Consider the following 25,139-nt stretch of genomic DNA (forward strand, 5'->3'; position numbering starts at 1 on the left):
ACCTGATTGAGTTATGTTCACTCAACAGGCTCTATAAAATTGGAAAGCGTTTTAAAATTCTGTATTTTCAACCTAAATTAATAAACTCATGATCAATAAAACTGTAAATAATGTTACCAAAGCTTTAGAGGGCGTTCACGATGGAATGACCTTTATGCTTGGAGGCTTTGGCCTTAGTGGTATTCCCGAAAATTGCATACAAGAACTTGTGAAACGCGATGTGAAAGACGTGACTTGCATCTCAAACAATGCCGGTGTTGACGATTTTGGACTTGGGCTACTTCTGAAGAAAAAACAAATAAAAAAAATGATCTCTTCATATGTAGGAGAAAATGCTGAATTTGAGAGACAAATGCTCAGCGGTGAATTAGAAGTAGATTTAATTCCTCAAGGCAGCTTAGCTGAGCGATGTAGAGCTGCTCAAAATGGTATTCCTGCCTTTTATACCCCTGCTGGATATGGCACCGAAGTAGCCATAGGAAAGGAAGTTAGAGATTTTGATGGAAAACCTCATATCATGGAAGAGGCCTTCAAAGCTGACTTTGCGTTTGTAAAAGCATGGAAAGGGGATGAAGCTGGTAATCTCATTTTTAAAGGGACCGCTAGAAACTTTAACCCTTTAATGTGTGGAGCTGCTAAAGTTACTGTTGTGGAAGTGGAAGAGCTTGTAAAACCCGGTGAACTCGATCCTAATTTCATCCATATTCCAGGTATTTTTGTTCAGCGTATTTTTCAGGGAGAACACTACGAAAAGCGAATTGAACAGAGAACCACACAATCTTAAAAATCAACTTTTGAAACTAAAGACTTATGTTAGATAAAAATGGAATTGCAAAACGGATTGCCCAAGAAGTCCAAGATGGCTTTTACGTAAATCTGGGTATTGGTATACCTACTCTCGTAGCCAATTATGTAAGAGACGACATTGAATTAGAATTCCAAAGCGAAAATGGAATATTGGGAATGGGGCCTTTTCCAAGGGAGGAAGATGTAGATGCAGACCTCATCAACGCTGGAAAGCAAACAATTACGGCATTGCCTAGCGCTAGTTTTTTCGACTCAGCTCTCAGCTTTGGAATGATACGCGGTCAACACGTTGACCTAACCATTTTAGGAGCGATGGAGGTCGCTCAAAATGGAAATATAGCCAATTGGAAAATCCCAGGTAAAATGGTGAAAGGAATGGGCGGCGCTATGGATCTTGTAGGCTCTGCAAAAAAAATAATTGTTGCCATGATGCACACCAATAAAGCTGGAGACTCTAAGCTTTTAAAGACCTGTTCTTTACCATTAACAGGAGTTGAATGCGTTACTAAAATAGTGACCAATATGGCGGTACTTGATATTGTAAATAAAAAATTCAGACTTTTGGAAAGAGCTCCTGGAGTAAGTGTAGAGGCTATTCAAAAAGCAACCGAAGGAGATTTAATCGTGGAAGGAGATATTCCTGAAATGGAATTATAGGCTATTTGTTTTATAAAAACTAAAAAGCGCTAACCTAAAGATTAGCGCTTTTTTTTTATAAAACCAAAGTCATTTAATCTATAAGAATAACAACTTTATTATCGTTCAATTCAATAACACCTCCAGAAATATCAAAACACATTTTTGAATTTTCTTGATAAAACTTATCCTTTAAACCCTTAGGTAAGTTTACAGAAGAGTCTAGCTTTATAGATCCACTTTTTAAGACAGAAACCACGGGTGCGTGATTATCCAACATCTGGAACTCTCCATTGATTCCTGGAACGCTGACGGTTTTTACCTCGCCGCTTAGAATAATTTGCTCTGGACTTACTATTTCTAAATGCATGTGCTTAAGTTTCAGACTAGTTTTCGTTCAACATTTTTTCACCTGCTTCAATCGCCTCTTCAATAGAGCCTTTCAAGTTGAAGGCAGCTTCTGGAATATGATCTAATTCACCATTCATGATCATATTAAATCCTTTGATCGTCTCTTTGATATCGACCAACACACCTTTAAGACCTGTAAATTGCTCAGCCACATGGAAGGGCTGTGAAAGGAATCGTTGTACACGACGTGCCCTAGACACAGAGAGCTTATCCTCTTCAGACAATTCTTCCATCCCTAGAATGGCGATAATATCTTGTAATTCCTTATATTTTTGAAGTAATTCTTTCACTTGTTGTGCGCAGTCGTAATGGTCATCTCCAAGAATATCTCTCGTCAAAATTCTCGAGGTAGAATCCAATGGATCTACAGCTGGATAAATTCCAAGTTCTGCGATTTTTCTAGATAATACGGTAGTAGCGTCCAAGTGAGAGAATGTTGTTGCTGGAGCTGGATCGGTTAAATCGTCTGCAGGAACATAAACCGCCTGTACGGAAGTAATGGATCCTTTTTTGGTCGATGTAATACGCTCTTGCATAGCTCCCATTTCTGTCGCTAAGGTAGGTTGGTAACCAACGGCAGAGGGCATACGTCCAAGCAATGCAGACACTTCTGAACCTGCTTGGGTAAACCTAAAGATATTATCGACAAAGAAAAGAACGTCTTTTCCTTGTGCCTCCCCTGCACCATCACGGAAATATTCTGCTATAGTTAAGCCCGATAGAGCCACACGAGCACGAGCTCCAGGAGGTTCGTTCATTTGTCCAAAAACGAAAGTCGCTTTTGATTCTTTCATTCCAGCTTTGTCCACTTTTTTCAAGTCCCATCCGCCATCTTCCATAGAGTGCATAAAGTCATCTCCATATTTGATAATTCCAGATTCAAGCATCTCCCTTAACAGATCATTTCCTTCTCTTGTTCGTTCTCCAACTCCCGCGAATACAGAAAGACCACCGTGACCTTTAGCGATGTTGTTTATCAATTCTTGAATAAGAACGGTTTTACCAACACCAGCACCACCAAACAATCCAATCTTACCCCCTTTTGAGTAAGGTTCGATCAAATCGATAACTTTAATCCCAGTAAAAAGCACTTCCGTAGATACCGCCAAATCCTCAAACTTAGGAGCCTCTCTATGAATAGACATTCCATCTTTTCCAGTTTTTGGAAGATCTCCTAATCCATCAATAGCATCTCCTGTGACATTAAACAAACGGCCATAGATATCTTTACCTATTGGCATTTGTATGGGATATCCTGTACTCAAGACTTCCACTCCACGGCTTAATCCATCTGCAGAATCCATCGCAATGGTTCTCACAGTGTTTTCACCAATATGAGATTGAACTTCAAGAATTAAGTCAGATTTGTTTTCACGTTTAACTTCCAGTGAATCGTAGATTCTTGGCAAGTCTTTAGTGTTTTCGAATTCTACATCGATAACCGGACCTATAATTTGGGTGATTTTACCTTTAACTTTAGACATTAACTAAGGATTTTATTTGATGACTTTTCTAAAAAAGACGTATTTAAAATTTTTGCAAATATATATTATTTAAATAAACCTTTTATGACTGAAACCTTTTTTATAAAAAATTGATCGATTCTATTCTACGGTTACAGATTTTGCAAGATTCCTAGGTTGATCGACGTTCTTACCAAGCATAACTGCAATATGATAAGAGAAAAGTTGCAAAGGAATTGTCGTTAGCAAAGGAGTAAGCGCTTCAAGAGTTTCGGGGACCTCTATAACGTGGTCTGCCATGTTCTTCACAGACGTATCCCCTTCAGTGACTACCGCTATAATTTTACCCTTACGAGATTTAATTTCTTGGATATTACTTACTACCTTTTCATAATGCCCTTTTTTAGTAGCAATAACTACTACAGGCATATGTTCATCTATAAGAGCAATCGGGCCATGTTTCATCTCAGCAGCTGGGTAACCTTCTGCATGGATATATGAAATTTCTTTAAGCTTAAGCGCTCCTTCAAGCGCAACAGGGAAGTTATAACCTCTACCCAAGTATAAGCAATTTTTCGCATTTTTATAAACAGCAGCAACTTCCATGATATGATCGTTGGACAGTAAAGCTTTCTCTATTTTTGAAGGTATTTGCTCCATTTCATTCAAATACATATGATAATCTGAATTGGAGATTGACCCTTTAGCTTTTCCTAATTTTAGTGCCATTAAACTCAAAATCGTAATTTGAGTGGTAAAGGCCTTTGTCGAAGCTACGCCTATTTCTGGACCAGCATGGGTATAAGCACCTGCATGGGTTTCTCTAGATATTGAAGATCCTACTACATTACAAACTCCAAAAACAAAAGCTCCATTCTCTTTAGCCAATTTGATGGCCGCCATCGTATCTGCAGTTTCACCACTTTGGGAAATTGCAATCACAACATCGTCTTTATTGATAACAGGGTTACGATACCTAAATTCTGATGCATATTCAACTTCAAATGGGATTCTAGCCAAGTCTTCAAAAATATATTCTGAGACCAAGCCGGCATGCCAAGAGGTCCCGCAAGCCACAACTATAATTCGTTTAGCGTTTAAAAATTTTTCTAAGTTATCGTCAACACCAGCCATTCTTATAATTCCACGATCTGCAAGCATTCTACCTCTGTAGGTATCTTTTATGGCGCTAGGTTGCTCATAAATTTCCTTCAGCATAAAATGGTCGTACCCCGCTTTCTCTATTTGATCGAGATTCAATTGAAGCTTTTGAACGTAAGGATCTACTAATGAATCATCCTTGATCTTTCTAACCTTCACCTTCTTTCCTAATCTCACAACAGCCATTTCACCATCTTCAAGATATATGGCCTTTTTGGTATATTCAATAAATGGGGAAGCGTCGGAAGCTATATAATATTCGTCGTCACCTACTCCAATAGCTAAAGGGCTACCCAGTCTAGCAACTACAATCTCATTGGATTTGGTTCTGTCAAAAGCAGCTATAGCGTAAGCCCCTATGGTTTGGTTAAGGGCGATCTGCACTGCTTTACCTAACTTTACTTTCTCATTGATCATGATATCTTCTATCAAATTGACCAACACTTCAGTATCTGTGTCTGATGAAAATGTATAACCCCTATTTTGCAATTCTGTTTTTAAAGATTCATAATTTTCAATAATTCCATTATGAATAATCGCTATTTTACCTGAATTAGAAAAATGAGGATGCGAGTTTGCATCATTAGGTTCTCCGTGCGTAGCCCAGCGGGTATGGCCTATTCCAACGGTTCCTTTAAGCTCAATTTCAGAATCACATTTGTGTTGCAAATCGGCCACTTTACCTTTTGTTTTACAAATGTTAAGGTCATTACCGTCATAAATAGCAATGCCAGCACTGTCATATCCTCTATACTCAAGACGCTTTAAACCTTTTAATATGATAGGGTAAGCTTGCTCTTTTCCTATATAACCTACAATTCCACACATAATATAGTATTTAGTTAGTTTCTGTATAAAATATTTTTAATTTGAGTTTTTTTGCTTCTACAGCAGATTTATTACCATGAATGACAATACCTCTAGGAGTTTCTAACATACTTCTTGGAACAGACTCAAAAGCCTCTGATTGAGAATTTCTTGTATTTACCAGATTGGTTTGGTTGACGTTAGAAGAAACGTAAAGACCCAGTCGCACATTGGTTGAGTCGTTATTTAAAACATCGCTGATATAAGAGGTTAATCTTATTTTATAAAATCGATCTCCATTTTCATCAATATTTAAAGGGCCTAGATGAACTTGTCTGGATATATTAGGATTATCATTAGCTGTAGGATCTCTTCCATAATCTTCAAGAACTCTTCGATCATCTAAATTTATCAAGAAAACTCTATTAATTCTATTTTTACTAGATGGTGCTACCTCTTCGTTTAGATAAAGATTCAAGTTAGCCTCATTAATCAACCATCTGTTTTCTCTTAATTGATCTAACTCATCAGACACGCCATTACCATCTGTGTCTGGCCCTGTAAAAAGTTCGATCACTGCAGAAGAGCCCTCTCCTCCTTTCAAATAAATATTTTCTTCTCCTTCTTCTATGTTTTGGTTAGACAAATCTACATTGAAATTGTTATCGTATAAATTCAACTTATTTCCACTAAAATTCAAAGCATACTGGCTAAAAAGGGTGTCAGTTGTGGTCGTTCCGTCCTCTTCTTCAACCTGAGTTTCATTATTATAGTAAATCGTGATATTCGCATCTGCATTTCCAAGATTGAACATTGACATGGAATATACTGGCTGTTGTTGCTCCGCCTCAATTAAAAAACCTCTTAAATAGTTTCTAAACACGTTATTACTAACTAAAAACTGAGAATTAGCAGGAGCTAGTATTTTTTCTTGAAAATACTGTATTGGCATTTGAATACGAATCCTTGGAGAAAGATTTAAAGTATCAACAGCATTTGCTTCTATTTTCTCAAAAAGAATAACGCTGCTTGTTAGATCTGATGGCTTTATTACATCTGAAGTAACCAAAGGCATATTTTCTATATTTGGACTGAATTCATTCTCCTGATCTGAATAGTAAATTTGATTCTCTTCAAACTCTCCATTTTCACCAGGATCTATATCTCTAAGGAATTGATTGGACTCGTAAATATTGATTTTGAAACTCCCCTCTCCGTAAATAGAATCCAATTCATAAATTCCAGATTCTATCTCTCTACTAAAAAAAGGAAGAGTAAACACAACTGAATCTATTGTAGGATTTTCTCCAAAATCAGGTCTTGTTTGTGATAAACTGACTTGTGTAAGAATTTTAGTCTCTGAAATACCAAACACAGGATCTACGTAACCTCCTAAAAAGTAATCATTAAATCCATTGGTTTGTATCGAAGTATATTTTTCGCTGTAAGCAACTATATTTTCCAACTCGTAAGGAGGAGGGACTTCTAAACTATTAATAAAGTCTATACCGACTTCTGAATATTCATTTTCACAGGACAATAACAAAACTAGAGCAAAAACTGAGGCTAAACTTCTTAAGGTAACTTTATACATAGAATTAATCTTCTTCTTCATTTAAAATATCTTTCAAGTAGTAGGTTTGATAGGCATTTGACATTTCTTCTCGTTTTATGTAAGGCAAAGTAGGAAGATCTAGCTTTTCGATATACGCCTTTAAATCTTCTGAAATTTCCTCGCTTCCAATCACCAAACCATCAGAGTTGTCTATTGCAACTTTTAGTATATTGCTGTAAGTTGGATTATCCAAATGAGCAATAGCATCATCTTCTATTCCATCAAACAAAACTTTCTTTTTCATATCTTCATCTAACGCACCATCAAAGCTTTGATTGTATATAGACGTCACAATTTTAGATTCAGAAAATAAAGGCTCATTTCCATAATAATGCCTCAAATACATAGGAAGTAAAGAAGACATCCAACCATGAACGTGAATAATATCTGGAGACCAGTTCAATTTCTTTACGGTTTCTATAACCCCTTTTGCAAAGAAAATTGCACGCTCATCATTATCTTCAAATAACTCACCATCTTCATCAGAAAACGTAGCTTTCCTCTTGAAGTAGTCTTCATTATCGATAAAATAAACTTGCATTCTCTCTTTTGGGATAGAAGCCACCTTTATAATTAGGGGCATATCTAAATCATTGATTACCAAATTCATTCCAGACAAACGGATGACCTCATGAAGCTGATGCCTCCTCTCATTGATATTACCAAACCTTGGCATAAAAATACGCGTTTGACCACCAGCGGCGTTTATCAATTTTGGAGCTTCAAAAGCAGTTGAAGAAATATCGTTTTCTGGCAAGTAAGGCACAACCTCGGATGAAACGTATAAAATGCGTTTATCTTTCATAAAATATTTACATTATGGATTAATGTCAAAAAGTTGACAAATTTACAAAAATTTATGTGGATTCCCGTTAAAATATTAATATTGCAAATCCTAAACAGATACACTACTTGTGGTTATAAAATCAAAAGAATCCCTTCATAAAACTTTGGAGATTCGTAAAAATAAAAAAAAGACTATTGGGCTAGTACCAACAATGGGGGCTCTTCACGAGGGGCACCTTGCCCTCATCGACTTTGCTTATAAATTTTGTGATGTCGTCGTCGTTAGTATTTTTGTAAATCCAACGCAATTCAATAACACCTCAGATTTGGAAAAATACCCTAGACATGTAGAAAAAGATGCTGCCTTCTTAAAAAAACACAACTCTAAAACTCTAGTTTTCACTCCAAATGTAGAAGAGGTGTATACAGATGGCCTTAAATCTGAGTCCTATAACTTTGGCAGCATTGTGGACCATATGGAAGGTGAGTTTAGAGCTGGTCATTTTGATGGTGTTGGTAGTGTCTTAAAAAGATTATTCGCTATTGTTAGCCCAGACAAAGCCTTTTTTGGTGAAAAAGACTATCAACAGCTCATAGCAGTCAAAACACTGGTAAACATCACCAGGCAGAAAGTCGAGGTTATAGGATGCCCAACACATAGAAACGAATTTGGTCTTGCACAAAGTTCTCGAAACTTCAGGCTTAGCGACACTCAGCTTAAAGAGGGTGAATTGATTTTTGAAGCTTTATCTCAAGCAAAAAGTATGTTTGATGATTACAGTATTCCAGACATTGAAAGAGAAGTCAATAAGAAGTTTCAACAAAGTACACTGAAGCTGGAGTACTTTTCGATTGTAAAAACAAAAGACCTTATCCCAACAACAACCAAAGAACCAAAAGAAGCCTACAGAGGATTTATAGCCGCATTCCTTGGCGATGTAAGACTAATAGATAATATGGCTCTTAACTAATTTTAACATGCAAATACACCTCATTAAATCTAAAATACACCGAGTGACTGTCACTGGTGCAAACCTCAATTATATTGGGAGTATCACTATAGATGAAGATCTTATGGATGCTGCTAACCTAGTAGAAGGAGAAAAAATACAAGTTGTTAATAATTCTAATGGCGAACGACTTGAAACCTATGCAATACCTGGTGAAAGAGGAAGTGGTGAAATCACCTTAAATGGTGCTGCTGCTAGAAAAGTATCGCCTGGAGATATTCTTATCTTGATGGCTTATGCAATAATGACTCCGGAAGAAGCGAAAACATTTCAACCAAAGTTAGTTTTCCCTAATGAGAAGAATCTATTGAAATAACCTTTATGAAAAAAGCCATAAAAAAATGGGTAAGAACACTTGGCCCAATGGCATTAGGCCTATTTCTTGTATGGTTTTCCTTGTCTAAATTTTCCTCGGAAGAACTCGGTCAATTGTGGTTTAATATTCGAAATGTAGATATCACATGGGTTGGTTTATCCTTCGTTATGGGTATTGCCTCTCATTTGTCTAGGGCATATCGCTGGAGGTTTCTACTAGAACCTGTTCAAATCTTTCCAAAGTTTTACACTTGTTTCCTGTCCTTAATGCTAGGGTATTTGGCTAATTTAGGCATCCCCAGGTCTGGAGAAGTTTTAAGAGGCGCTACTTTAGCTTCTTATGAACAAGTAAAGTTCGAAAAAACCTTCGGGACAATCATTACCGAAAGGCTCGTGGACCTCATCATGCTGCTTTCTATTGTAGGAATAGCCTCCCTCTCTCAAAGTGATAAAATTTTTGGTTTTTTTAAAAACCAAAATATAAATCCTTTTTTTGGAGGAATTATTATTGTTTCTATGATTTTGATGCTTGTCATCGGCTTTAGAATTATAAAAAATAGCGGAAATACCTTAGTCCAAAAAGTCAAAAGTTTCATTGAAGAGCTCTTTAAAGGAATGAAAAGTGTGTTTTCAATGAAGAAAAAAAAGCAGTTTTTACTGCATACGTTTTTTATCTGGGGACTCTATTTAGGTATGTTTTACGTCTTAAAATTCGCATTCCCAGATACACAGGATTTAGGATTACAGGCCACTTTAGTCGCCTTTATCTTTGGAGCCTTTGCAATGTCTATCACCAATGGAGGCATAGGCTTGTATCCTATCGCCATAGGTATAGCGTTCAATACTTTTGGTGTTTCCAACGCCACAGGAGAAGCCTTTGGATGGGTGATGTGGGGAACACAAACTGCGCTAGTGATTGTCTTGGGAGGGCTTTCCTTCATAATTTTACCCCTATTAAATAGACGATAATTTTAGTACATTTGTGATTTAAACCAAGACTTATGAGGTTAATTTCAATTCTATTAATTTGCTTTTTATTAAAACCCTCTAAAGTTGTTTCGCAAACTGAATACATAGATGTAAATTCATCTATTTTGAAGGAGTCTCGACAAATCAAACTTCAATTACCCAGAAATTATAACGCAAGTGAAAAAGAATATCCTATTCTTATCGTCTTGGATGGTGATTATTTATTTGAACCCTTTGCAGGCAATGTTGACTATTTGAGTTATTGGGGAATCATTCCAGAAGCCATTGTTGTAGGAATCAATCAAGTTGGACACCGTCGTAAAGATGGACTTCTAGACGAAGTTGAAGAGTTGCCCACATCCACAGGAGCAGATTTCTATGAATTTATTAGTTTAGAAGTTTTAAAATATCTAGACGACAACTACAGAACTACTCCATTTACTATCATTGCAGGCATGGACTATATGGCCAACTTTTCAAACTTTTTCCTTCTTAAACAAAACCCTCTTTTCAGCGGTTATATAAACTTCAGTCCAGACTTTACCCCATTATTACCTAAACGGCTTAAAAGAAAATTAGATAAAATTGACAATAAGATTTGGTACTACCTAGCCACTTCAGAAAACGATATCCCTGAATTAAAAAACAAAATTAACACCGTGGATTCCTACTTATCAATTTGTAACAATCCTAACGTCAATTATCGCTTTGAAATTTTTAAAAATAAAGATCATTTTAGCTTTGTAGCAGATGCGATTCCAAAAGCCCTAAACTCTATTTTCGAAGCCTATGGACCAATCTCTGACTTAGAATACCAATCTAAATTGCTAACATCTTCATCTCCTTCAAATTACTTAGAAGACAGATATTTTACAATCCAAGAACTATATGCTTTAGAGACCCCAATAAGAATTGTTGATTTTCTTAAAACAGCAGATGCTATAGAGGAAAAAGAACTGTGGGATGATTACCAAAACTTGAGTAGGCTAGCCAAAAGAGAAGTTTCTGATACTGTTTTATACCACTACTTTCAAGGGCGTTATTTTGAAAAATCTGGCCAGCCAAAAAGAGCTATCAAGGAGTATCAAGGGGCTTATGGCCTAGAAAGTGCTGGATACCTAGACAGTGATGTTCTGCTAGGAAAAGCAGATGCACTCATACAAACATTTGGATATTAGTTTTATGGCAAAAACCAAAACCACCTATTTATGTCAAACCTGCGGGGCTCAATATGCCAGATGGCAAGGACAGTGTAATGCCTGCAAAGAGTGGAATACGCTAGTAGAAGAAGTGATAGAAAAGAAACCTGAGAAAACCTGGAAATCCTTCACCTCCAGTACCCCAAAAAGGATTTCGAAACCACAACGCATCAATGATATCAAGATTGGAAAAGAAATAAGAATTCCGACTTCCAATCAAGAATTCAATAGGGTTTTAGGAGGGGGAATAGTCCCTGGCAGCATCACTTTACTAGGAGGTGAACCCGGCGTTGGTAAAAGTACATTATTGCTCCAGCTATCCTTGAGCTTCAAACAAAAAGTCCTCTATGTTTCGGGGGAAGAAAGTCAACAGCAGATTAAAATGCGTGCAGAACGAATCGATAAACAGGAGTCCAACTGCTTTATTCTTTCTGAGACCAAAACCCAACATATTTTCTCACAAATAGAAGCTTTAGAGCCAGAAATTTTAATCATAGATTCTATACAAACCCTACATACAGATTACGCGGAAAGCTCCCCAGGGACTGTATCTCAAATAAGAGAATGTACCGCCGAACTTATAAAGTACGCCAAAGAAACCAATGTCCCCGTCATTTTGATAGGACATATCAATAAGGAAGGGAGTATTGCAGGACCCAAGGTTTTAGAACATATGGTAGACACTGTGCTTCAATTTGAGGGAGACAAAAACTACGCCTACAGAATTCTAAGAGCTCACAAAAATCGGTTTGGCTCCACCCACGAGTTGGGCATATATGAAATGCAAGCAGGAGGTTTGGTAGAAGTTTCCAACCCCTCAGACTTGCTTATTTCAAAAACTGAAACTCACCTAAGTGGAACCGCCATTGCCGCAACTCTTGAAGGGATGAGGCCTATGATGATTGAAATCCAAGCACTAGTAAGCTCTGCTGTTTATGGCACTCCTCAACGCTCGGCAACAGGGTACAACCTCAAAAGACTCAACATGATTTTAGCAGTTTTAGAGAAAAGAGCAGGATTTCGACTAGGAGCCAAAGATGTGTTTTTGAATATCACAGGAGGTATTAGTATAGACGACCCCGCCATAGACTTAGCAGTCGTCGCTGCTATTTTATCTTCCAATGAAGATATTTCTATTTCAAAAGATATTTGCTTTGCAGCCGAAGTCGGATTAGCTGGAGAGATAAGGCCGGTAACTCGTGTGGAACAGCGCGTTATAGAAGCAGAAAAACTTGGTTTCGCCTCCATATTAATCGCTAAACAGAGCAAGCTTCCTAAAACCGATTATAAAATTAATATCCTCCGTGTCGCTAAAATTGAAGACGTCGTCGATGTTTTATTTTAAATATTTTTTATGGATGCTTTTTTCTTCAGAATTTAAGGCCGCTAGTTTAAAGGCCTATGTACCTCCCTCAACTTTTTTTAGGCTTTAATCTTGCATCTAGGGATTACAAACTAAATTTGCACCAATTTAAAGTATATAAATTCATCGTTTTTAGCTTTATCCTCGCCACAAAAATTTAATATAAAGTTCATTTTAGATTTTCCAATTACAGCAGTGTCATTTAGATAAAATCCTTATTTTTACGAGTTATTAGAAATCGAGCAAAAATGAGCAACAAATTTCCTGAGTATAAAGGACTTGACCTTCCAAGAATCGCAGATGATATCATCACTTTTTGGGATGATAATGCTATTTTTAAGAAAAGTGTAGATGAGCGAGAGGGCGCAGAACCCTTTATTTTCTTTGAGGGCCCACCATCTGCTAACGGGATGCCTGGAATACATCACGTGATGGCTCGAAGTATTAAAGACATTTTTTGCAGATACAAAACTCAGAAAGGATTTCAAGTTAAACGTAAAGCAGGGTGGGATACCCATGGTTTACCTGTAGAACTTAAAGTTGAAAAGGAGCTCGGAATTTCAAAAGAAGATATTGGAACCAAAATTTCGGTAGAAGATTACAATAAAGCCTGTAAGGAAGCTGTAATGCGATACACCGATGTATGGAATGACTTAACCAAGAAGATAGGCTATTGGGTAGACATGGAAAATCCATACGTAACCTACAAGTCCAAATACATGGAAACCGTATGGTGGTTATTATCCGAGATTTATAAAAAAGGTTTGATTTACAAAGGTTATACTATACAGCCTTACTCACCTAAAGCAGGGACTGGACTAAGTTCTCATGAGCTTAATCAGCCAGGAACCTATCAAGATGTTACCGACACAACGGTAACAGCTCAGTTCAAAGCTATTAAATCTACATTACCAAAAGACTTACACGATATAGAAGGGGAGATTTATTTCTTAGCTTGGACCACAACACCTTGGACGCTGCCAAGTAATACTGCACTTACCGTAGGAAAAAAGATTGATTATGTCGTGGTGAAATCTTACAATCAATACACTTTCGAACCCACCAATATTATAGCTGCCAAAGAGCTTATCTCTTCGCTCTTCAAAAAGAAGTTTTTGAAAGTCGACTCAGAAGAAGAACTTAAAAGCTATAAGGAAGGCGATAAAAAAATCCCTTATTTTATTTCCAAAGCTGTAAAAGGAAAAGATCTAGCAGAATCTAGATATGAGCAATTAATGAAATTTGCTCAACCCTATTACACACCGGAAAACGCATTTAGAGTTATCGTGGGTGACTTTGTTACGACACAAGATGGGACAGGTATAGTTCATACCGCTCCTACTTTTGGTGCAGATGATGCCATGGTTTGTAAACAAGCTCGACCAGAAGTTCCTGGGATGCTGGTGAAAGATGAGAATGACAACTTGGTTCCTCTTGTCGATTTGAAAGGAAGATTCCGACCAGAAGTTGGTCATCTAAGTGGCAAATATGTCAAAAACGAATACTACGAGGATGGAGAAGCTCCCGAAAAATCTGTAGATGTTGAAATTGCCATTCAGATGAAGGAGGAAAATAAAGCCTTTTTAGTAGAAAAATATGTTCACTCTTATCCAAATTGTTGGAGAACGGATAAGCCTATTCTTTATTATCCGCTAGATTCTTGGTTTATTGAAGTAACTGACTTTAAAGATAGAATGCACGACCTCAACAAAACAATCAACTGGAAACCGGTTTCTACTGGCGAAGGTCGTTTTGGGAACTGGCTGGCAAATGCCAACGATTGGAACCTATCTCGCTCTAGATACTGGGGAATCCCTCTCCCGATTTGGAGGACTGAAGAAGGCAAAGAAGAAATCATCATTGGGTCTATAAAAGAGCTTAAAGAAGAAATTCAAAAAGCTATAGACGCAGGTGTCATGGAGTCTGATCCTTTTGCAAAGTTCGATATCAACGACCTCAGTGATGAAAATTATGAAACTGTAGACCTACATAAAAACATCGTTGATCAAATCACCTTGGTATCTCCTTCTGGACACCCTATGAAGAGAGAGGCAGACCTGATAGATGTGTGGTTCGATTCTGGATCTATGCCTTATGCACAATGGCATTATCCTTTTGAAAATAAAGAAAAGGTCGAAAACACTTGGAGATCTGCAGACTTTATTGCTGAAGGTGTAGACCAAACCCGAGGTTGGTTTTATACCTTACATGCCATTGCTACTATAATTTTTGATGATGTAGCCTATAAAAATGTAGTTTCCAACGGACTGGTTTTAGATAAAAAAGGTCAAAAAATGTCCAAGCGTTTAGGGAATGCTGCCGATCCTTTTGAAACTTTAAAAACCTATGGCCCAGATGCTACTCGCTGGTATATGATTACCAATGCTAACCCATGGGATAATTTGAAGTTTGATTTAGATGGGATTGGAGAAGTTCAACGTAAATTTTTCGGAACGCTTTACAACACTTATTCCTTCTTCTCTATGTATGCCAATTTGGATCATTTTGAGTACAAAGAAGAGGAAATTGAATTATCAAAGCGGCCTGAAATTGACCGTTGGATACTTTCAGAATTAAACACGCTTATACAAACCGTTGATGAGTTCTTTGCGAGTTACGAACCTACAAAAGCCACACGAGCAATTTCAGAATTTGTTCAAGAAAATATGAGTAACTGGTATGTGAGATTGAGTCGAAGACGCTTCTGGAAAGGAGAGTATAAAAGCGATAAAATCTCAGCCTACCAAACCCTTTTTACCTGTTTAAAGACAATTGCACAGCTTTCTGCTCCAGTTGCCCCTTTCTTTTCAGACAGACTCTATAAAGATTTAACATCAAGTACACATGGGGATCACAAAGAGAGTGTACATTTAGATGAATTTCCAAAACAAGATCTTGTATATATTGACAAAGAATTAGAACACAAGATGCAGATGGCACAGAGCATCTCATCGCTTGCTTTATCCTTGCGAAAGAAAGAAATGATTAAAGTAAGGCAGCCTTTAAAAAGGATAATGATTCCAGTTTTGGACTCTAATATTAAAGAACAAATCGCTGAAGTGGCTGAGCTTATTAAATCTGAAATTAATGTGAAAACAATAGAGTTTATAGATGATACCTCTGGCATTCTCGTGAAAGATGTCAAGCCTAACTTTAAAGTATTAGGCCCTCGATTTGGCAAGGAAATGAAACATGTAGCGCAAGCTATCCAAAAGATGGACGCTAAGGCTATCTCTCACATTGAAAGCCATAAAGTGATTGAGCTACAGGTAAATGGAGAAGCTACTATGATCAGCCTCGAAGAAGTTGAAATCCTTTCTCAAGACATTGAAGGATGGTTGGTTGCTAGTGGAAATGGATTGACAGTGGCACTTGATGTTACCCTTAACGAAGAACTTATAAATGAGGGAATTGCTAGAGAGCTGGTCAACAGAATTCAAAACTTAAGGAAAGATTCCGGCCTTGAAGTGACCGATAGAATCGTTGTCAAACTTCAAGATGGAAAATTTCTTTCTAAAGCTGTTCACGATAACTTAGACTATATAAAAACAGAAACCCTAACCAATACTATAAATCTAACAGAGAAAGTTGAAAACGGAATACCGATAGAATTTGATGATGTGGTTACCGTTTTGGCTATTGAAAAACAAACGTAAAATGACAGAACAAAGAAAACAAAAGGAATATTATTCCGATAACGACCTAGCAGAATTCAAAAAACTGATTCTAGACAAAATAGAAAAAGCTCAAAAGCAACTACAGTTATACGAAGATGCTTACAAGAACGGAAGCAACAACGACACAGAAGATACCGCTCCAACCTTTAAATCGTTTGACGACGGGAGTAACACCTTAAATAAAGAGGCTAATTCTCAATTGGCTATTCGCCAAGGTAAATTTATTCGTGATTTGAAAAATGCTCTAATCCGTATTGAAAATAGGACATATGGAATCTGCCGTGTGACTGGCAAATTGATTCGTAAAGAACGTTTGATATTAGTCCCGCACGCCACCTTGAGCATAGAGGCTAAAAACAAACAATAATAAGTTTAGAACTCACAGTCCTAACCTATCAAGACTGGACATAAAAACCTCCCTTTTCAAGTAGTTTTTTATGTCCACTGTTTGTAGGGAGTTTTAGAAAGCATTGAGTTGAAATACTTGACCTCACCAGTAACCTCTTTGGCTAACCAATCAGGCGTCTCAAAAGTTTCATCCTCTGTAGAGAGTTCAACTTCAGCGACTGTTAATCCTTGGTTTTCTCCATAAAATTCGTCGACTTCATAAATGTGCTTTCCCACATTTACGTAATAGCGCCTCTTTTCAATTTGACTGGGCTCGCATAATTTAAGTAGGGCTTTAGCCTCTTCATAAGGAACTTCAGTTTCCCACTCAAATCTAGATAATCCGGAAGCTGAGCTTAGCCCCTTGACCGTCAAGAAACCTTTTTTATCAGTAGTACGAACCCTAACTGTTCTGGACTTTTCAGAATTGAGAAAGCCCTGTGCAATTCTTGAACTTTTAAAAGCTTCTCGCTTATAAACATCGGAATGGACTAGAAATTTACGTTCTATCTCTTGCATTAAATAGTTATTTTTTCTCCAATCGATTTGGCTAGCTCTTTAAACTCATCTTCTGTTAAAGACACTTTCTTTTCAAAACGCATGTCATCCATCGTTTGTAACGGAATAAGGTGAACATGGACGTGTGGGACTTCAAGACCAACTACAGCCATACCAATTCGTTTGCAATTTACAACGGACTCAAGCCCATGAGCTACTTTCTTGGAGAAGGCCATTAGACTTAAATAGCTCTTATCGTCTAGATCAAAAATCTTATTAACTTCCTTCTTTGGGACGCAAAGTGTATGGCCTTTAGCATTAGGGTTTATATCCAAAAAAGCGATAAAGTCATCGTTTTCTGCTACTTTGTAGGACGGTATATCTCCTGAAATAATTTTAGAAAATAATGTTGGCATAGGTTTCGGTTTAATTAGAGTTACGCTGTTCCAATTCGGCCTGAAATTCTTCCATAACTGGCTTTACGGTGCTTTCAGGGATATCTTCTATAAGAATATACATTAGCCCGTCTACAGAATTATTGAATAGTGGATCGACATTAAAAGCAACAACTTTAGCATTTTGCTTAATATACTTTTTGATGAGAACTGGAAGCCTAAGGTTACCTGGTTCAATTTCATCTATAATTTTATCAAATTTATTTAAATTAGCTTTAGTGGAATCAAAAATAAAATCTTTGTCAGCATCTTTTAGCTTGACTTTAAACTCTTTTTTGGGTCTTACAAATTGAGCCACATAGGGATCGTAATAATTGGATTTCATAAATTCAATCATCATTGATTTTGAAAAGTTAGAGAATTTATTACTGATACTCACTCCGCCAATAAGGTATTTATGCTCTGGATACCTCAACGTACAGTGCACAATTCCTTTCCAGAGTAAGAAAAGAGGCATTGGCTTTTTTTGATACTCATCGGTTATAAACGCACGACCCATTTCTATAGACTCGCTCAACATTTTATATAATTCGGGTTCAAATCTGAAGAGCTCATTGAGGTAAAAACCATCAATTCCATGTTTTTTATAGATATCCTTTCCTAGACCCATTCTATAAGCTCCCGCTAATTTCTTGGCTTGATTATCCCACAAAAACATATGCTGATAAAAATCATCGTAACGATCTAGGTCTACCGATTTATTAGTTCCCTCCCCCACTGACCTAAAGGTAATTTCCCTTAACCTACCAATTTCTAAGACTATATTTGGGATGTAGTTACGCTCTGAAATAAAAACCTCATAATTATTACTAACCAAAAGCCGTTTTGACTCCTCTCTACAGGCTTGTACTTCTCTTTCTAGAGCTTCACAAGCTATTTCGTTAGCAATGGTCTTTGGTTGTCGCTTTATAGGAAATATAATCTGCTTAGGGAGATTTTCCAATAGCGATTTCTTTTCGAATGAATTTGCTAGGAAATAGGTTTTTTGCCTTAAAAAACTTGAGTAATCATTCAAATCTGGTAAATCATTTTGATCTGCTACCGAAATTGGATTTCCTATCCTTATACGAATAGGTCTATGTCCTTGATTAAGCATTTCGCTGGGGAGCTTTGCTGTTCTGAGCGCGTCATTCAGCTTGGATAAACGATAAAATGAAGCGGAATTCCTAGCGTGAAAATATACTGGAATCACAGGGACTTCTACTTTTTTAATCAACTTAATCGCCTCGTCAGACCAAGGCTTATCAACCACCCTTCGCCCTTCCTGATAGGTCGATACTTCTCCTGCAGGAAAGACCCCAAAAGGACTTCCCGACTTTATGTGAGCTAGGGCTTGCTTTAATCCAGAAAGGCTCGACTTGACCTCCTTTCTAGTTTCAAATGGGTTTACTGGCATGATATAGGGCTTTAAAGGCAGTAACCGATGGAGCAAAAAATTAGCGACTACCTTAAAGTCAGGACGGCGTTCTAAAAATAACTTAATAAGTATTAAGCCATCTACCGCACCTAAAGGATGATTAGAAATCGTAACAAAAGGTCCTATTTTAGGAATGCGCTTGAGGTCTTTTTCAGGAATTTCAAACTCTACATCGAGATGCAGAAGAACAGCATCTATAAATTCAAGCCCCTTCAAATGGGCGTATTGATCATAAATTTCATTGAGTTCTGAAATCCTAGTCGTCTGCATAATGAAGTTCCCCATTACATTGCCAAGTATCCCAAATTTGGATAAATTGAGACCTTTTGCAATTTCACTCGCAGTGATAAAACCCATAGATGTATTGATTTAAAAAGTAAAGATACTAAAGATTAATAATTCGTTTAGGATTGTTTTACTTTATAAATCATTGATAAGTAATATTTCTAAAGCTTATTTTGTTCCTTCAACAGATCTCGTATTTCCGCTAGAAGTTTAATGTTTTCTGGAGTAATTTCAGCAGTAACGGTTTGATCATCAGATTTTGTTTTCTTACCAAATTTAATTTATAATGTCGTGTAAATAAATTGGCGTTATCTATTAAAGACCTTAATCACTACTAAGACACATAAAGTGATGATTAAATAATCTGTAAAGGTTTGGCTGAAATTACCGTAAGATGATTTTAGTGCTAGATGCAACATCAGTTCATCCTGTTGTATTTCCTATCTTAATATAACACTTAACTCCTTGACGTTGACTTTACCTAACAACACTCCTAAAATTAGTATAACCAAATCATTTACAAAGAGCTAACATTCTTGCTAAAAGCCATTTCTGTGATAATGCCAATGGCCATGTCGAACATATTCACTTTGATGGCAAAGTCTTTAATGATTTTCATTTAAAATAATTTTGATTTAAACTGAAAAACAAAAAAGTTAAGCCCTTAATAAAGATGTATTTCAGTAGGCATTTCAAAAGTAATAGACTTCGAGGTAAGGTCTTTAGACTCCAGTCTATTAATGAGTAATTCAGCAGCTTTAGATCCAATTTTCATTGCATTTTGATCTATATAATCAATTCTTGGATAGCTCAAAAGTGAGTTTTTCTCATCTGAAAATCCAATCAGCGGGATTTCAGAATTGGTATCAGGCCTTTCTGATTTTAAAATACTCTTAAACATTAGGGAAGAGGTATTATCTGCTGAAATGACACCATCGATCTCCTGCATAGACAGAAAGGCTTTAATAAGACCATGAGGGTTTGAAGATCCCGTTAGATTTAAACTTAAGCTATAGTTGACTTCTATACCATGGTCACTGAGAGCATTTTCATAGCCCTCTTTCCTCAGCTGACCTAAGTTTAGATCCTCGATATTACTTACAAAAGCAATTTTGGTTTTACCTTTAGAGATTAAAATTCGTGTGGCATCATAAACCGATTTCTTATCATCGATAACGACCTTGTCGCAGTCAACTTGATCTGTAGTTCGATCAAACAAAACTAATCCTTTCTTATTTAGTGCAATTTGATCTATGTGTAGAAAATCATCCTGAGCTAGACTTTCTGAAGATAAGGAAAGAATAAACCCATCCACTCGTCCTTGCATCAATAAATCAAGGCTTTGCGCTTCTTTTTTCAACTGATCATGGCTTACGCAAACAATGGTATCGTAGTTGTGTTCTGTTGCATAGTCTTCAATGCCATGAAGTACTTGAGCAAAAAAAGGGTTTAAGATATCGGGTATAATCACCCCTATCGTGTTAGTTTTATTAACTTTAAGTGCAAGAGCCGTTTTATTGGGTCTATAATTATAAAGTTGCGCAGCTTCTTTGATACGCTTTTTGGTGCCTTCACTGATATCTTTAGCATCATGAAGTGCTTTGGACACGGTAGAGACAGAGACATTTAGTTGCTTAGCAAGTTCCTTTAGAGTGATCATAGCAGAATAGCATAAAGTTAATATTATCAAACATACGGTATTTTAAGAAGTCTTTAAATTTAATTTTTTATTAATTTGGTACAATTTAACACACCATTTACCCGACTATTAGCCTAATGGACTTCACTAGTATTAGTATCCCAAACATAATCTTGGGAGACCAATACCAGCATATTAATTTTACAAATAGAGACTCATTAGACAACTCCTTTAAAACTTTTAGAGTTCAAAAGAATTTGAAAGTTGAGCTTGAGAGTCTTCACCAACATAAACCTGGAAACTCCCCTCTTCTATTAAAAATTCACCTTCGTTGTTATAAAATCCAAGCTCTTTATCTTGAAGTTGGAAGCTTAAAACTCTACTTTCTCCCGGGTTTAGCTCCACCTGTTCAAAAGCTTTTAATTCTCTAACGGGTCTAGTGACGCTTGCAAATTCATCCTGCAGATAAAGTTGTGTAGTGACTTTTCCAAGTTTTCGCCCCGTGTTAGTCACCTTTACTGAAACACTCACAGTCTTGTTTTCGGTATATGAATTATCAATTGTTAACTCCTCAAAATCGAAAGTGGTATAACTTAATCCAAATCCAAAAGGATATAAAGGCGTGTGCTTTTCATCGGTGTAATGTGACCAAAATACTTCTCCGGGAGAGGGGAGCTTAGGTCTACCGGTCGATTTATGGTTGTAATAAATAGGAACTTGCCCAACATGACGAGGAAACGTCATCGGTAATTTTCCACTAGGATTGTAATCTCCATAAAGGATTTCAGCAATGGCATTACCACTTTCAGATCCTAAATGCCATGCTTCTAATATAGCGGGAATGTGCTCATCTGCCCAGGGTAGAGCTAAAGGTCTTCCATTTTGTAACACCAAGACAATATTGGAGTTCACCTTATACACTTCCTCTAAAAGTTCTTGTTGTACTCCTGGTAAATCCAATCGGGTTCTACTTCGACCTTCTCCGCTCTGTAAACCATGCTCTCCTAACACCATAATCACTACATCCGCAGATTTAGCTGTTGCAATGGCCTTAGAAAAACCACTTTTATCGGTGTTGTTTATAGTTAGCTCTTGGGTAAATCGCTTTTCCCCCGTAATCACATCTGCACCTTTAGAATAAGTATAATTATTTTTATCATACGCATTTAGACCTTCTAACACAGAAACAGCGGTGCCATCATCCGCAGCGATTCTCCAATTCCCTAAAGGAGACGTTTTATCATCTGCTAAAGCTCCAATCACTGCGATATTTTGTCCTAAAGATTTTAGAGGTAACGTATTGTTCTCATTTTTTAAGAGAACAATCGATTTTTTGGCCATATCCAAAACATCTTTTTTGAATTTTGGATTGTAAATTGTTTCCTTTTCCCGTTCTATTGAACAATATTTATAAGGATCTTCAAAAAGACCTAATTCAAATTTAACTTTCAGAATACGACGTGCAGCATCAGTGATAAGTGCTTCATCGACTTCACCATCCTTCACAAGGTTTGCCAATTGCTCAATATAGTGATAAGATTCCATATCCATATCGGATCCTGCTGTGACTCCAGACTTAGCTGCTTCACGGCCATTTTTAGCAAAACCATGTGCAACCATTTCACCTACAGAATCCCAATCAGAAACCACAAATCCTTGAAAATTCCATTTCCCTTTCAGAATATCTCTTAGCAAAAATTTATCTCCAGTAGAAGGCACCCCGTTAACCACATTAAAAGCATTCATCACTGTCTTAACGTCTGCTTTTAAAGAAGCTCGAAAAGGGGGAAACACCACATTATAAAGAGTTGAAGTTCCAATATCTACGGTGTTATATTCTCTACCTGCCTCTGCAAAACCATAGGCTGCAAAATGTTTTGCAGTAGCGGCAACCGTGTTAACCGCAGATAAATCATCACCTTGAAACCCTTGTATCCTAGCTTTAGCAATTTCACTTCCTAAAAAGGGGTCTTCACCAGCTCCTTCCATGACACGACCCCAACGAGCGTCTCTAGAAATATCAACCATGGGTGCAAACGTCCAATTGATACCTGCCGCTGAAGCTTCTTCTGCTGCAACTTCTGCAGATCTTTGGATGGCTTTTAGATCCCAACTTGCCGCTTCAGCCAGGGGAATAGGACTTACAGTCTTATATCCATGAATCACGTCGAAGCCAAAAATTAGCGGAATCCCCAATCTGCTTTCTTCTACTGCTATTTTTTGAACAGCCTTGATGTTTTTTACTCCATGAACGTTTAGCATGGACCCCACCAAGCCTTTTTTAATCTGTTCTAACTTATTGGCCGCTCTGCCTTCATTGGGTTGAGGACCCGTAAAGTCCATAAAACCAGAATATTGATTCATCTGACCGATTTTCTCTTCTAAAGTCATTTTAGAAAGGAGTTCTTCGACCTGTCGATCTATTTCTTTTGAGGCGTCTTTTTCACTATTTGGAGAGTGTTGGCATGCTAAAAACAATACCAAAAGACCCAAATACATCAATCTTAAGTACTTCATTTATTGATAAACTCTTATGTAATCCACTTCCATTTTGCTTTCTGTAAATGCAGGATCTACTTCACCACCAAAAGTTCCACCCATTGCCACATTCAAAATTAAAAAGAACGGATTATTGAAAGGCGTCTCAGATGTATTTTCGAATTCATGATACACAACATCGTTCACCGCAAATAAAATACGCTCTGAAGACCACTCTACTGTGTAATTATTAAATTCTTGAGAAACTCCGGCTACAGTTGTTGATTCACTAATTGCGTTGCCGCCAGAATTACCTGGCAAGTGTAAAGAACCATGAATCACATCTTGCTGATTTCCCCTATGCTCCATAATGTCAATTTCTCCAGTTTCAGGCCAGCCGACATCTGGGAAGTTTTCTCCTAGCATCCAAATTGCAGGCCATGTCCCCCCTCCTTCAGGAAGTTTTGCTCTGACTTCTACTCTTCCATATTCATAAGAAAAGTTATCTAAAGTCGTCATACGTGTCGATGAAAAGTCAAACCCGTTAGTAGGTTCTCTTTTAGCTGTGATTTTCAAAATACCATCCTCAACAATCACGTTATCTTCCGTATAGTATTGTACTTCTTCGTTACCCCATCCATTATCACCATTACCGATTTCGATATTCCAAGTGTTTGGATCTGGAGCCCCATCTACATCAAATTCCTCTTCAAAGAGTAAGTTTTCATATTCAGTTTCTAAGAGATTAGGTCCCCCATTACCTCCGTCTACAGATCCATCAGGATTAGTAGTGAATTTGAGATACCAAGCTTCAGGGCCTCCAGGGCCTCCATCTTTAGTCAAAGAAATAACTCGAACATACATATAATTCTCCGTAATTTCTAATACTTCATATGTACTAGTGTTTAAGTAAAATGCCATAAAACCTCCATCTGTAACTGAGAATTGAGTTCCAGTGGTTAAATCTTCTGGCAAACCTGAGGTCGCTGGAGATAAACTTAAAAATTTTTCGCTGGAAACATCAAAAGGTAAACATTGGTCAGCTGGACCACCACCACCACCGATGGAAAGAAAAGAATTTTGAAAGAATGTAACACCAACTCCATCTGGATCTATATTATCATGATTGAAAGTAATAGCACCATTAAGACCATTTGCTAGAGTAATTGAATCATCATAAAGGCATTGTGCCAATTGGTTAGGGCTAGCTTCAAAGTCATTTGGCGTGGTCAAGTTTACCCCACCAACCCCTAAATGACCTGGCTCTTGAGAAGCTATATACCACGTTTTTGTAGCATCTGGATTATTATTATTATCTTCTGGAGGATTGTCTCCTATAAGAAAGGCTCTGGTGACGGGATCATCGAACAAACTTAACACGGTAACCTCAACAGAAGCACTGGTTTGTGTCCCCCCTCTTCCTGAGGCAATAACCGTAGCTGTGTAGGTATTCACTCCATTTCTACTGTAGGTATGAATAATATCTCCGTTAGTTTCAAGTGCTTCTTGGGTATCCCCAAAAACATACTTGAAATTGATTGCATTATCAGCCGATGATGTAAATTCGACGAAACCACTACCATCTCCAAATTCATTATCTGTATCGGCATTAACAAGAGAAAAGCCAATTTGTAAATTGGAGGGAGCTTCTGAAGTCCCGAACTGATTATCGTCATCTTGACAACTCCATATCGCGACTAGGGAAATAATAGCTGTAAGAAAATATATAGCTGTTCTTCTAATATGTATCATTTTCATAAT

General features: G+C 37.2%; 20 protein-coding genes. 9 read left to right on the top strand and 11 right to left on the bottom strand.

Features of this window, described 5'->3' with window-relative positions:
- The first annotated feature begins 88 nt into the window (after nucleotides 1-88).
- A complete protein-coding gene (locus CXF67_RS17590) occupies nucleotides 89-784 on the top strand; it encodes a CoA transferase subunit A (RefSeq protein WP_102089945.1) in 696 nt (231 codons plus the stop codon).
- A 26-nt stretch (nucleotides 785-810) separates the two neighbouring features.
- Nucleotides 811-1,464, top strand: coding sequence for a 3-oxoacid CoA-transferase subunit B (locus CXF67_RS17595; protein ID WP_102089946.1), 654 nt, complete (start codon nucleotides 811-813; stop codon nucleotides 1,462-1,464).
- Between the two features lie 73 nt (nucleotides 1,465-1,537).
- On the opposite strand, the gene CXF67_RS17600 is transcribed toward CXF67_RS17595, so the two are convergent.
- The 5 genes from CXF67_RS17600 to CXF67_RS17620 all read right to left on the bottom strand — a co-directional run bounded on the left by CXF67_RS17600 (nucleotide 1,538) and on the right by CXF67_RS17620 (nucleotide 7,705).
- Entirely contained in the window at nucleotides 1,538-1,813 is a 276-nt protein-coding gene (locus CXF67_RS17600) for a F0F1 ATP synthase subunit delta/epsilon (RefSeq protein ID WP_102089947.1), read from the bottom strand.
- A gap of 16 nt (nucleotides 1,814-1,829) precedes the next feature.
- Nucleotides 1,830-3,338 carry a F0F1 ATP synthase subunit beta gene (gene atpD, locus CXF67_RS17605; protein WP_102089948.1) on the bottom strand — a complete coding sequence of 503 codons (1,509 nt, stop codon included), beginning with the start codon at nucleotides 3,336-3,338 and terminating at the stop codon, nucleotides 1,830-1,832.
- 120 nt (nucleotides 3,339-3,458) lie between these two features.
- The gene (glmS, locus tag CXF67_RS17610; RefSeq protein WP_102089949.1) at nucleotides 3,459-5,306 is read right to left on the bottom strand and encodes a glutamine--fructose-6-phosphate transaminase (isomerizing); all 1,848 of its coding nucleotides are present in this window, start codon (nucleotides 5,304-5,306) and stop codon (nucleotides 3,459-3,461) included.
- A 10-nt stretch (nucleotides 5,307-5,316) separates the two neighbouring features.
- Nucleotides 5,317-6,900 (bottom strand): BamH family beta-barrel-assembly machinery protein, encoded by a 1,584-nt coding sequence (locus tag CXF67_RS17615; RefSeq protein ID WP_257984752.1) that lies wholly within the window; start codon nucleotides 6,898-6,900, stop codon nucleotides 5,317-5,319.
- A complete protein-coding gene (locus CXF67_RS17620; protein ID WP_015024027.1) occupies nucleotides 6,884-7,705 on the bottom strand; it encodes a glycogen/starch synthase in 822 nt (273 codons plus the stop codon). The genes CXF67_RS17615 and CXF67_RS17620 overlap by 17 nt, the downstream gene beginning before the upstream one ends.
- Before the next feature lie 109 nt (nucleotides 7,706-7,814).
- Between CXF67_RS17620 and panC the strand changes: the two genes are divergently transcribed.
- The 7 genes from panC (at nucleotide 7,815) to CXF67_RS17655 (ending at nucleotide 16,586) form a co-directional block, all read left to right on the top strand.
- Nucleotides 7,815-8,657, top strand: coding sequence for a pantoate--beta-alanine ligase (panC, locus tag CXF67_RS17625; protein ID WP_102089950.1), 843 nt, complete (start codon nucleotides 7,815-7,817; stop codon nucleotides 8,655-8,657).
- Nucleotides 8,658-8,664: 7 nt separating this feature from the next.
- A complete protein-coding gene (gene panD / locus CXF67_RS17630) occupies nucleotides 8,665-9,012 on the top strand; it encodes an aspartate 1-decarboxylase (protein ID WP_102089951.1) in 348 nt (115 codons plus the stop codon).
- 5 nt (nucleotides 9,013-9,017) lie between these two features.
- A complete protein-coding gene (locus CXF67_RS17635; RefSeq protein WP_102089952.1) occupies nucleotides 9,018-9,980 on the top strand; it encodes a lysylphosphatidylglycerol synthase transmembrane domain-containing protein in 963 nt (320 codons plus the stop codon).
- A gap of 32 nt (nucleotides 9,981-10,012) precedes the next feature.
- Nucleotides 10,013-11,158 carry an alpha/beta hydrolase gene (locus CXF67_RS17640; RefSeq protein ID WP_102089953.1) on the top strand — a complete coding sequence of 382 codons (1,146 nt, stop codon included), beginning with the start codon at nucleotides 10,013-10,015 and terminating at the stop codon, nucleotides 11,156-11,158.
- 4 nt (nucleotides 11,159-11,162) lie between these two features.
- Entirely contained in the window at nucleotides 11,163-12,524 is a 1,362-nt protein-coding gene (gene radA, locus CXF67_RS17645) for a DNA repair protein RadA (protein ID WP_102089954.1), read from the top strand.
- Nucleotides 12,525-12,790: 266 nt separating this feature from the next.
- The gene (gene ileS / locus CXF67_RS17650; RefSeq protein ID WP_102089955.1) at nucleotides 12,791-16,198 is read left to right on the top strand and encodes an isoleucine--tRNA ligase; all 3,408 of its coding nucleotides are present in this window, start codon (nucleotides 12,791-12,793) and stop codon (nucleotides 16,196-16,198) included.
- A 1-nt stretch (nucleotide 16,199) separates the two neighbouring features.
- On the top strand, nucleotides 16,200-16,586 hold the full coding sequence (locus CXF67_RS17655) for a TraR/DksA family transcriptional regulator (protein WP_102089956.1): 387 nt from the start codon (nucleotides 16,200-16,202) through the stop codon (nucleotides 16,584-16,586).
- 68 nt (nucleotides 16,587-16,654) lie between these two features.
- On the opposite strand, the gene CXF67_RS17660 is transcribed toward CXF67_RS17655, so the two are convergent.
- The 6 genes from CXF67_RS17660 to CXF67_RS17685 all read right to left on the bottom strand — a co-directional run bounded on the left by CXF67_RS17660 (nucleotide 16,655) and on the right by CXF67_RS17685 (nucleotide 25,136).
- Nucleotides 16,655-17,125 carry a CYTH domain-containing protein gene (locus CXF67_RS17660; protein ID WP_102089957.1) on the bottom strand — a complete coding sequence of 157 codons (471 nt, stop codon included), beginning with the start codon at nucleotides 17,123-17,125 and terminating at the stop codon, nucleotides 16,655-16,657.
- Entirely contained in the window at nucleotides 17,125-17,520 is a 396-nt protein-coding gene (locus tag CXF67_RS17665; RefSeq protein ID WP_102089958.1) for an HIT family protein, read from the bottom strand. The genes CXF67_RS17660 and CXF67_RS17665 overlap by 1 nt, the downstream gene beginning before the upstream one ends.
- A 10-nt stretch (nucleotides 17,521-17,530) precedes the next feature.
- Nucleotides 17,531-19,333 (bottom strand): GNAT family N-acyltransferase, encoded by a 1,803-nt coding sequence (locus CXF67_RS17670; protein ID WP_102089959.1) that lies wholly within the window; start codon nucleotides 19,331-19,333, stop codon nucleotides 17,531-17,533.
- A 592-nt stretch (nucleotides 19,334-19,925) separates the two neighbouring features.
- Nucleotides 19,926-20,951, bottom strand: a complete 1,026-nt coding sequence (locus CXF67_RS17675; RefSeq protein ID WP_257984753.1) for a LacI family DNA-binding transcriptional regulator — start codon at nucleotides 20,949-20,951, stop codon at nucleotides 19,926-19,928.
- A gap of 189 nt (nucleotides 20,952-21,140) precedes the next feature.
- Nucleotides 21,141-23,417 (bottom strand): beta-glucosidase BglX, encoded by a 2,277-nt coding sequence (gene bglX, locus CXF67_RS17680; protein ID WP_102089961.1) that lies wholly within the window; start codon nucleotides 23,415-23,417, stop codon nucleotides 21,141-21,143.
- Entirely contained in the window at nucleotides 23,418-25,136 is a 1,719-nt protein-coding gene (locus tag CXF67_RS17685; protein ID WP_257984754.1) for a family 16 glycosylhydrolase, read from the bottom strand.
- Between the last annotated feature and the right edge of the window lie 3 nt (nucleotides 25,137-25,139).

The sequence above is a fragment of the Psychroflexus sp. MES1-P1E genome (assembly GCF_002836055.1).
Lineage (GTDB): Bacteria > Bacteroidota > Bacteroidia > Flavobacteriales > Flavobacteriaceae > Psychroflexus.

What these genes read in the sequence shown, in the direction of transcription:
- CXF67_RS17590 (WP_102089945.1), top strand. Translation starts at nt 89, where the DNA reads ATGATCAATAAAACTGTAAATAATGTTACCAAAGCTTTAGAGGGCGTT.
- CXF67_RS17595 (WP_102089946.1), top strand. Translation starts at nt 811, where the DNA reads ATGTTAGATAAAAATGGAATTGCAAAACGGATTGCCCAAGAAGTCCAA.
- CXF67_RS17600 (WP_102089947.1), bottom strand. Translation starts at nt 1,813, where the DNA reads ATGCATTTAGAAATAGTAAGTCCAGAGCAAATTATTCTAAGCGGCGAG.
- atpD (WP_102089948.1), bottom strand. Translation starts at nt 3,338, where the DNA reads ATGTCTAAAGTTAAAGGTAAAATCACCCAAATTATAGGTCCGGTTATC.
- glmS (WP_102089949.1), bottom strand. Translation starts at nt 5,306, where the DNA reads ATGTGTGGAATTGTAGGTTATATAGGAAAAGAGCAAGCTTACCCTATC.
- CXF67_RS17615 (WP_257984752.1), bottom strand. Translation starts at nt 6,900, where the DNA reads ATGAAGAAGAAGATTAATTCTATGTATAAAGTTACCTTAAGAAGTTTA.
- CXF67_RS17620 (WP_015024027.1), bottom strand. Translation starts at nt 7,705, where the DNA reads ATGAAAGATAAACGCATTTTATACGTTTCATCCGAGGTTGTGCCTTAC.
- panD (WP_102089951.1), top strand. Translation starts at nt 8,665, where the DNA reads ATGCAAATACACCTCATTAAATCTAAAATACACCGAGTGACTGTCACT.
- CXF67_RS17635 (WP_102089952.1), top strand. Translation starts at nt 9,018, where the DNA reads ATGAAAAAAGCCATAAAAAAATGGGTAAGAACACTTGGCCCAATGGCA.
- CXF67_RS17640 (WP_102089953.1), top strand. Translation starts at nt 10,013, where the DNA reads ATGAGGTTAATTTCAATTCTATTAATTTGCTTTTTATTAAAACCCTCT.
- radA (WP_102089954.1), top strand. Translation starts at nt 11,163, where the DNA reads ATGGCAAAAACCAAAACCACCTATTTATGTCAAACCTGCGGGGCTCAA.
- ileS (WP_102089955.1), top strand. Translation starts at nt 12,791, where the DNA reads ATGAGCAACAAATTTCCTGAGTATAAAGGACTTGACCTTCCAAGAATC.
- CXF67_RS17655 (WP_102089956.1), top strand. Translation starts at nt 16,200, where the DNA reads ATGACAGAACAAAGAAAACAAAAGGAATATTATTCCGATAACGACCTA.
- CXF67_RS17660 (WP_102089957.1), bottom strand. Translation starts at nt 17,125, where the DNA reads ATGCAAGAGATAGAACGTAAATTTCTAGTCCATTCCGATGTTTATAAG.
- CXF67_RS17665 (WP_102089958.1), bottom strand. Translation starts at nt 17,520, where the DNA reads ATGCCAACATTATTTTCTAAAATTATTTCAGGAGATATACCGTCCTAC.
- CXF67_RS17670 (WP_102089959.1), bottom strand. Translation starts at nt 19,333, where the DNA reads ATGGGTTTTATCACTGCGAGTGAAATTGCAAAAGGTCTCAATTTATCC.
- bglX (WP_102089961.1), bottom strand. Translation starts at nt 23,417, where the DNA reads ATGAAGTACTTAAGATTGATGTATTTGGGTCTTTTGGTATTGTTTTTA.
- CXF67_RS17685 (WP_257984754.1), bottom strand. Translation starts at nt 25,136, where the DNA reads ATGAAAATGATACATATTAGAAGAACAGCTATATATTTTCTTACAGCT.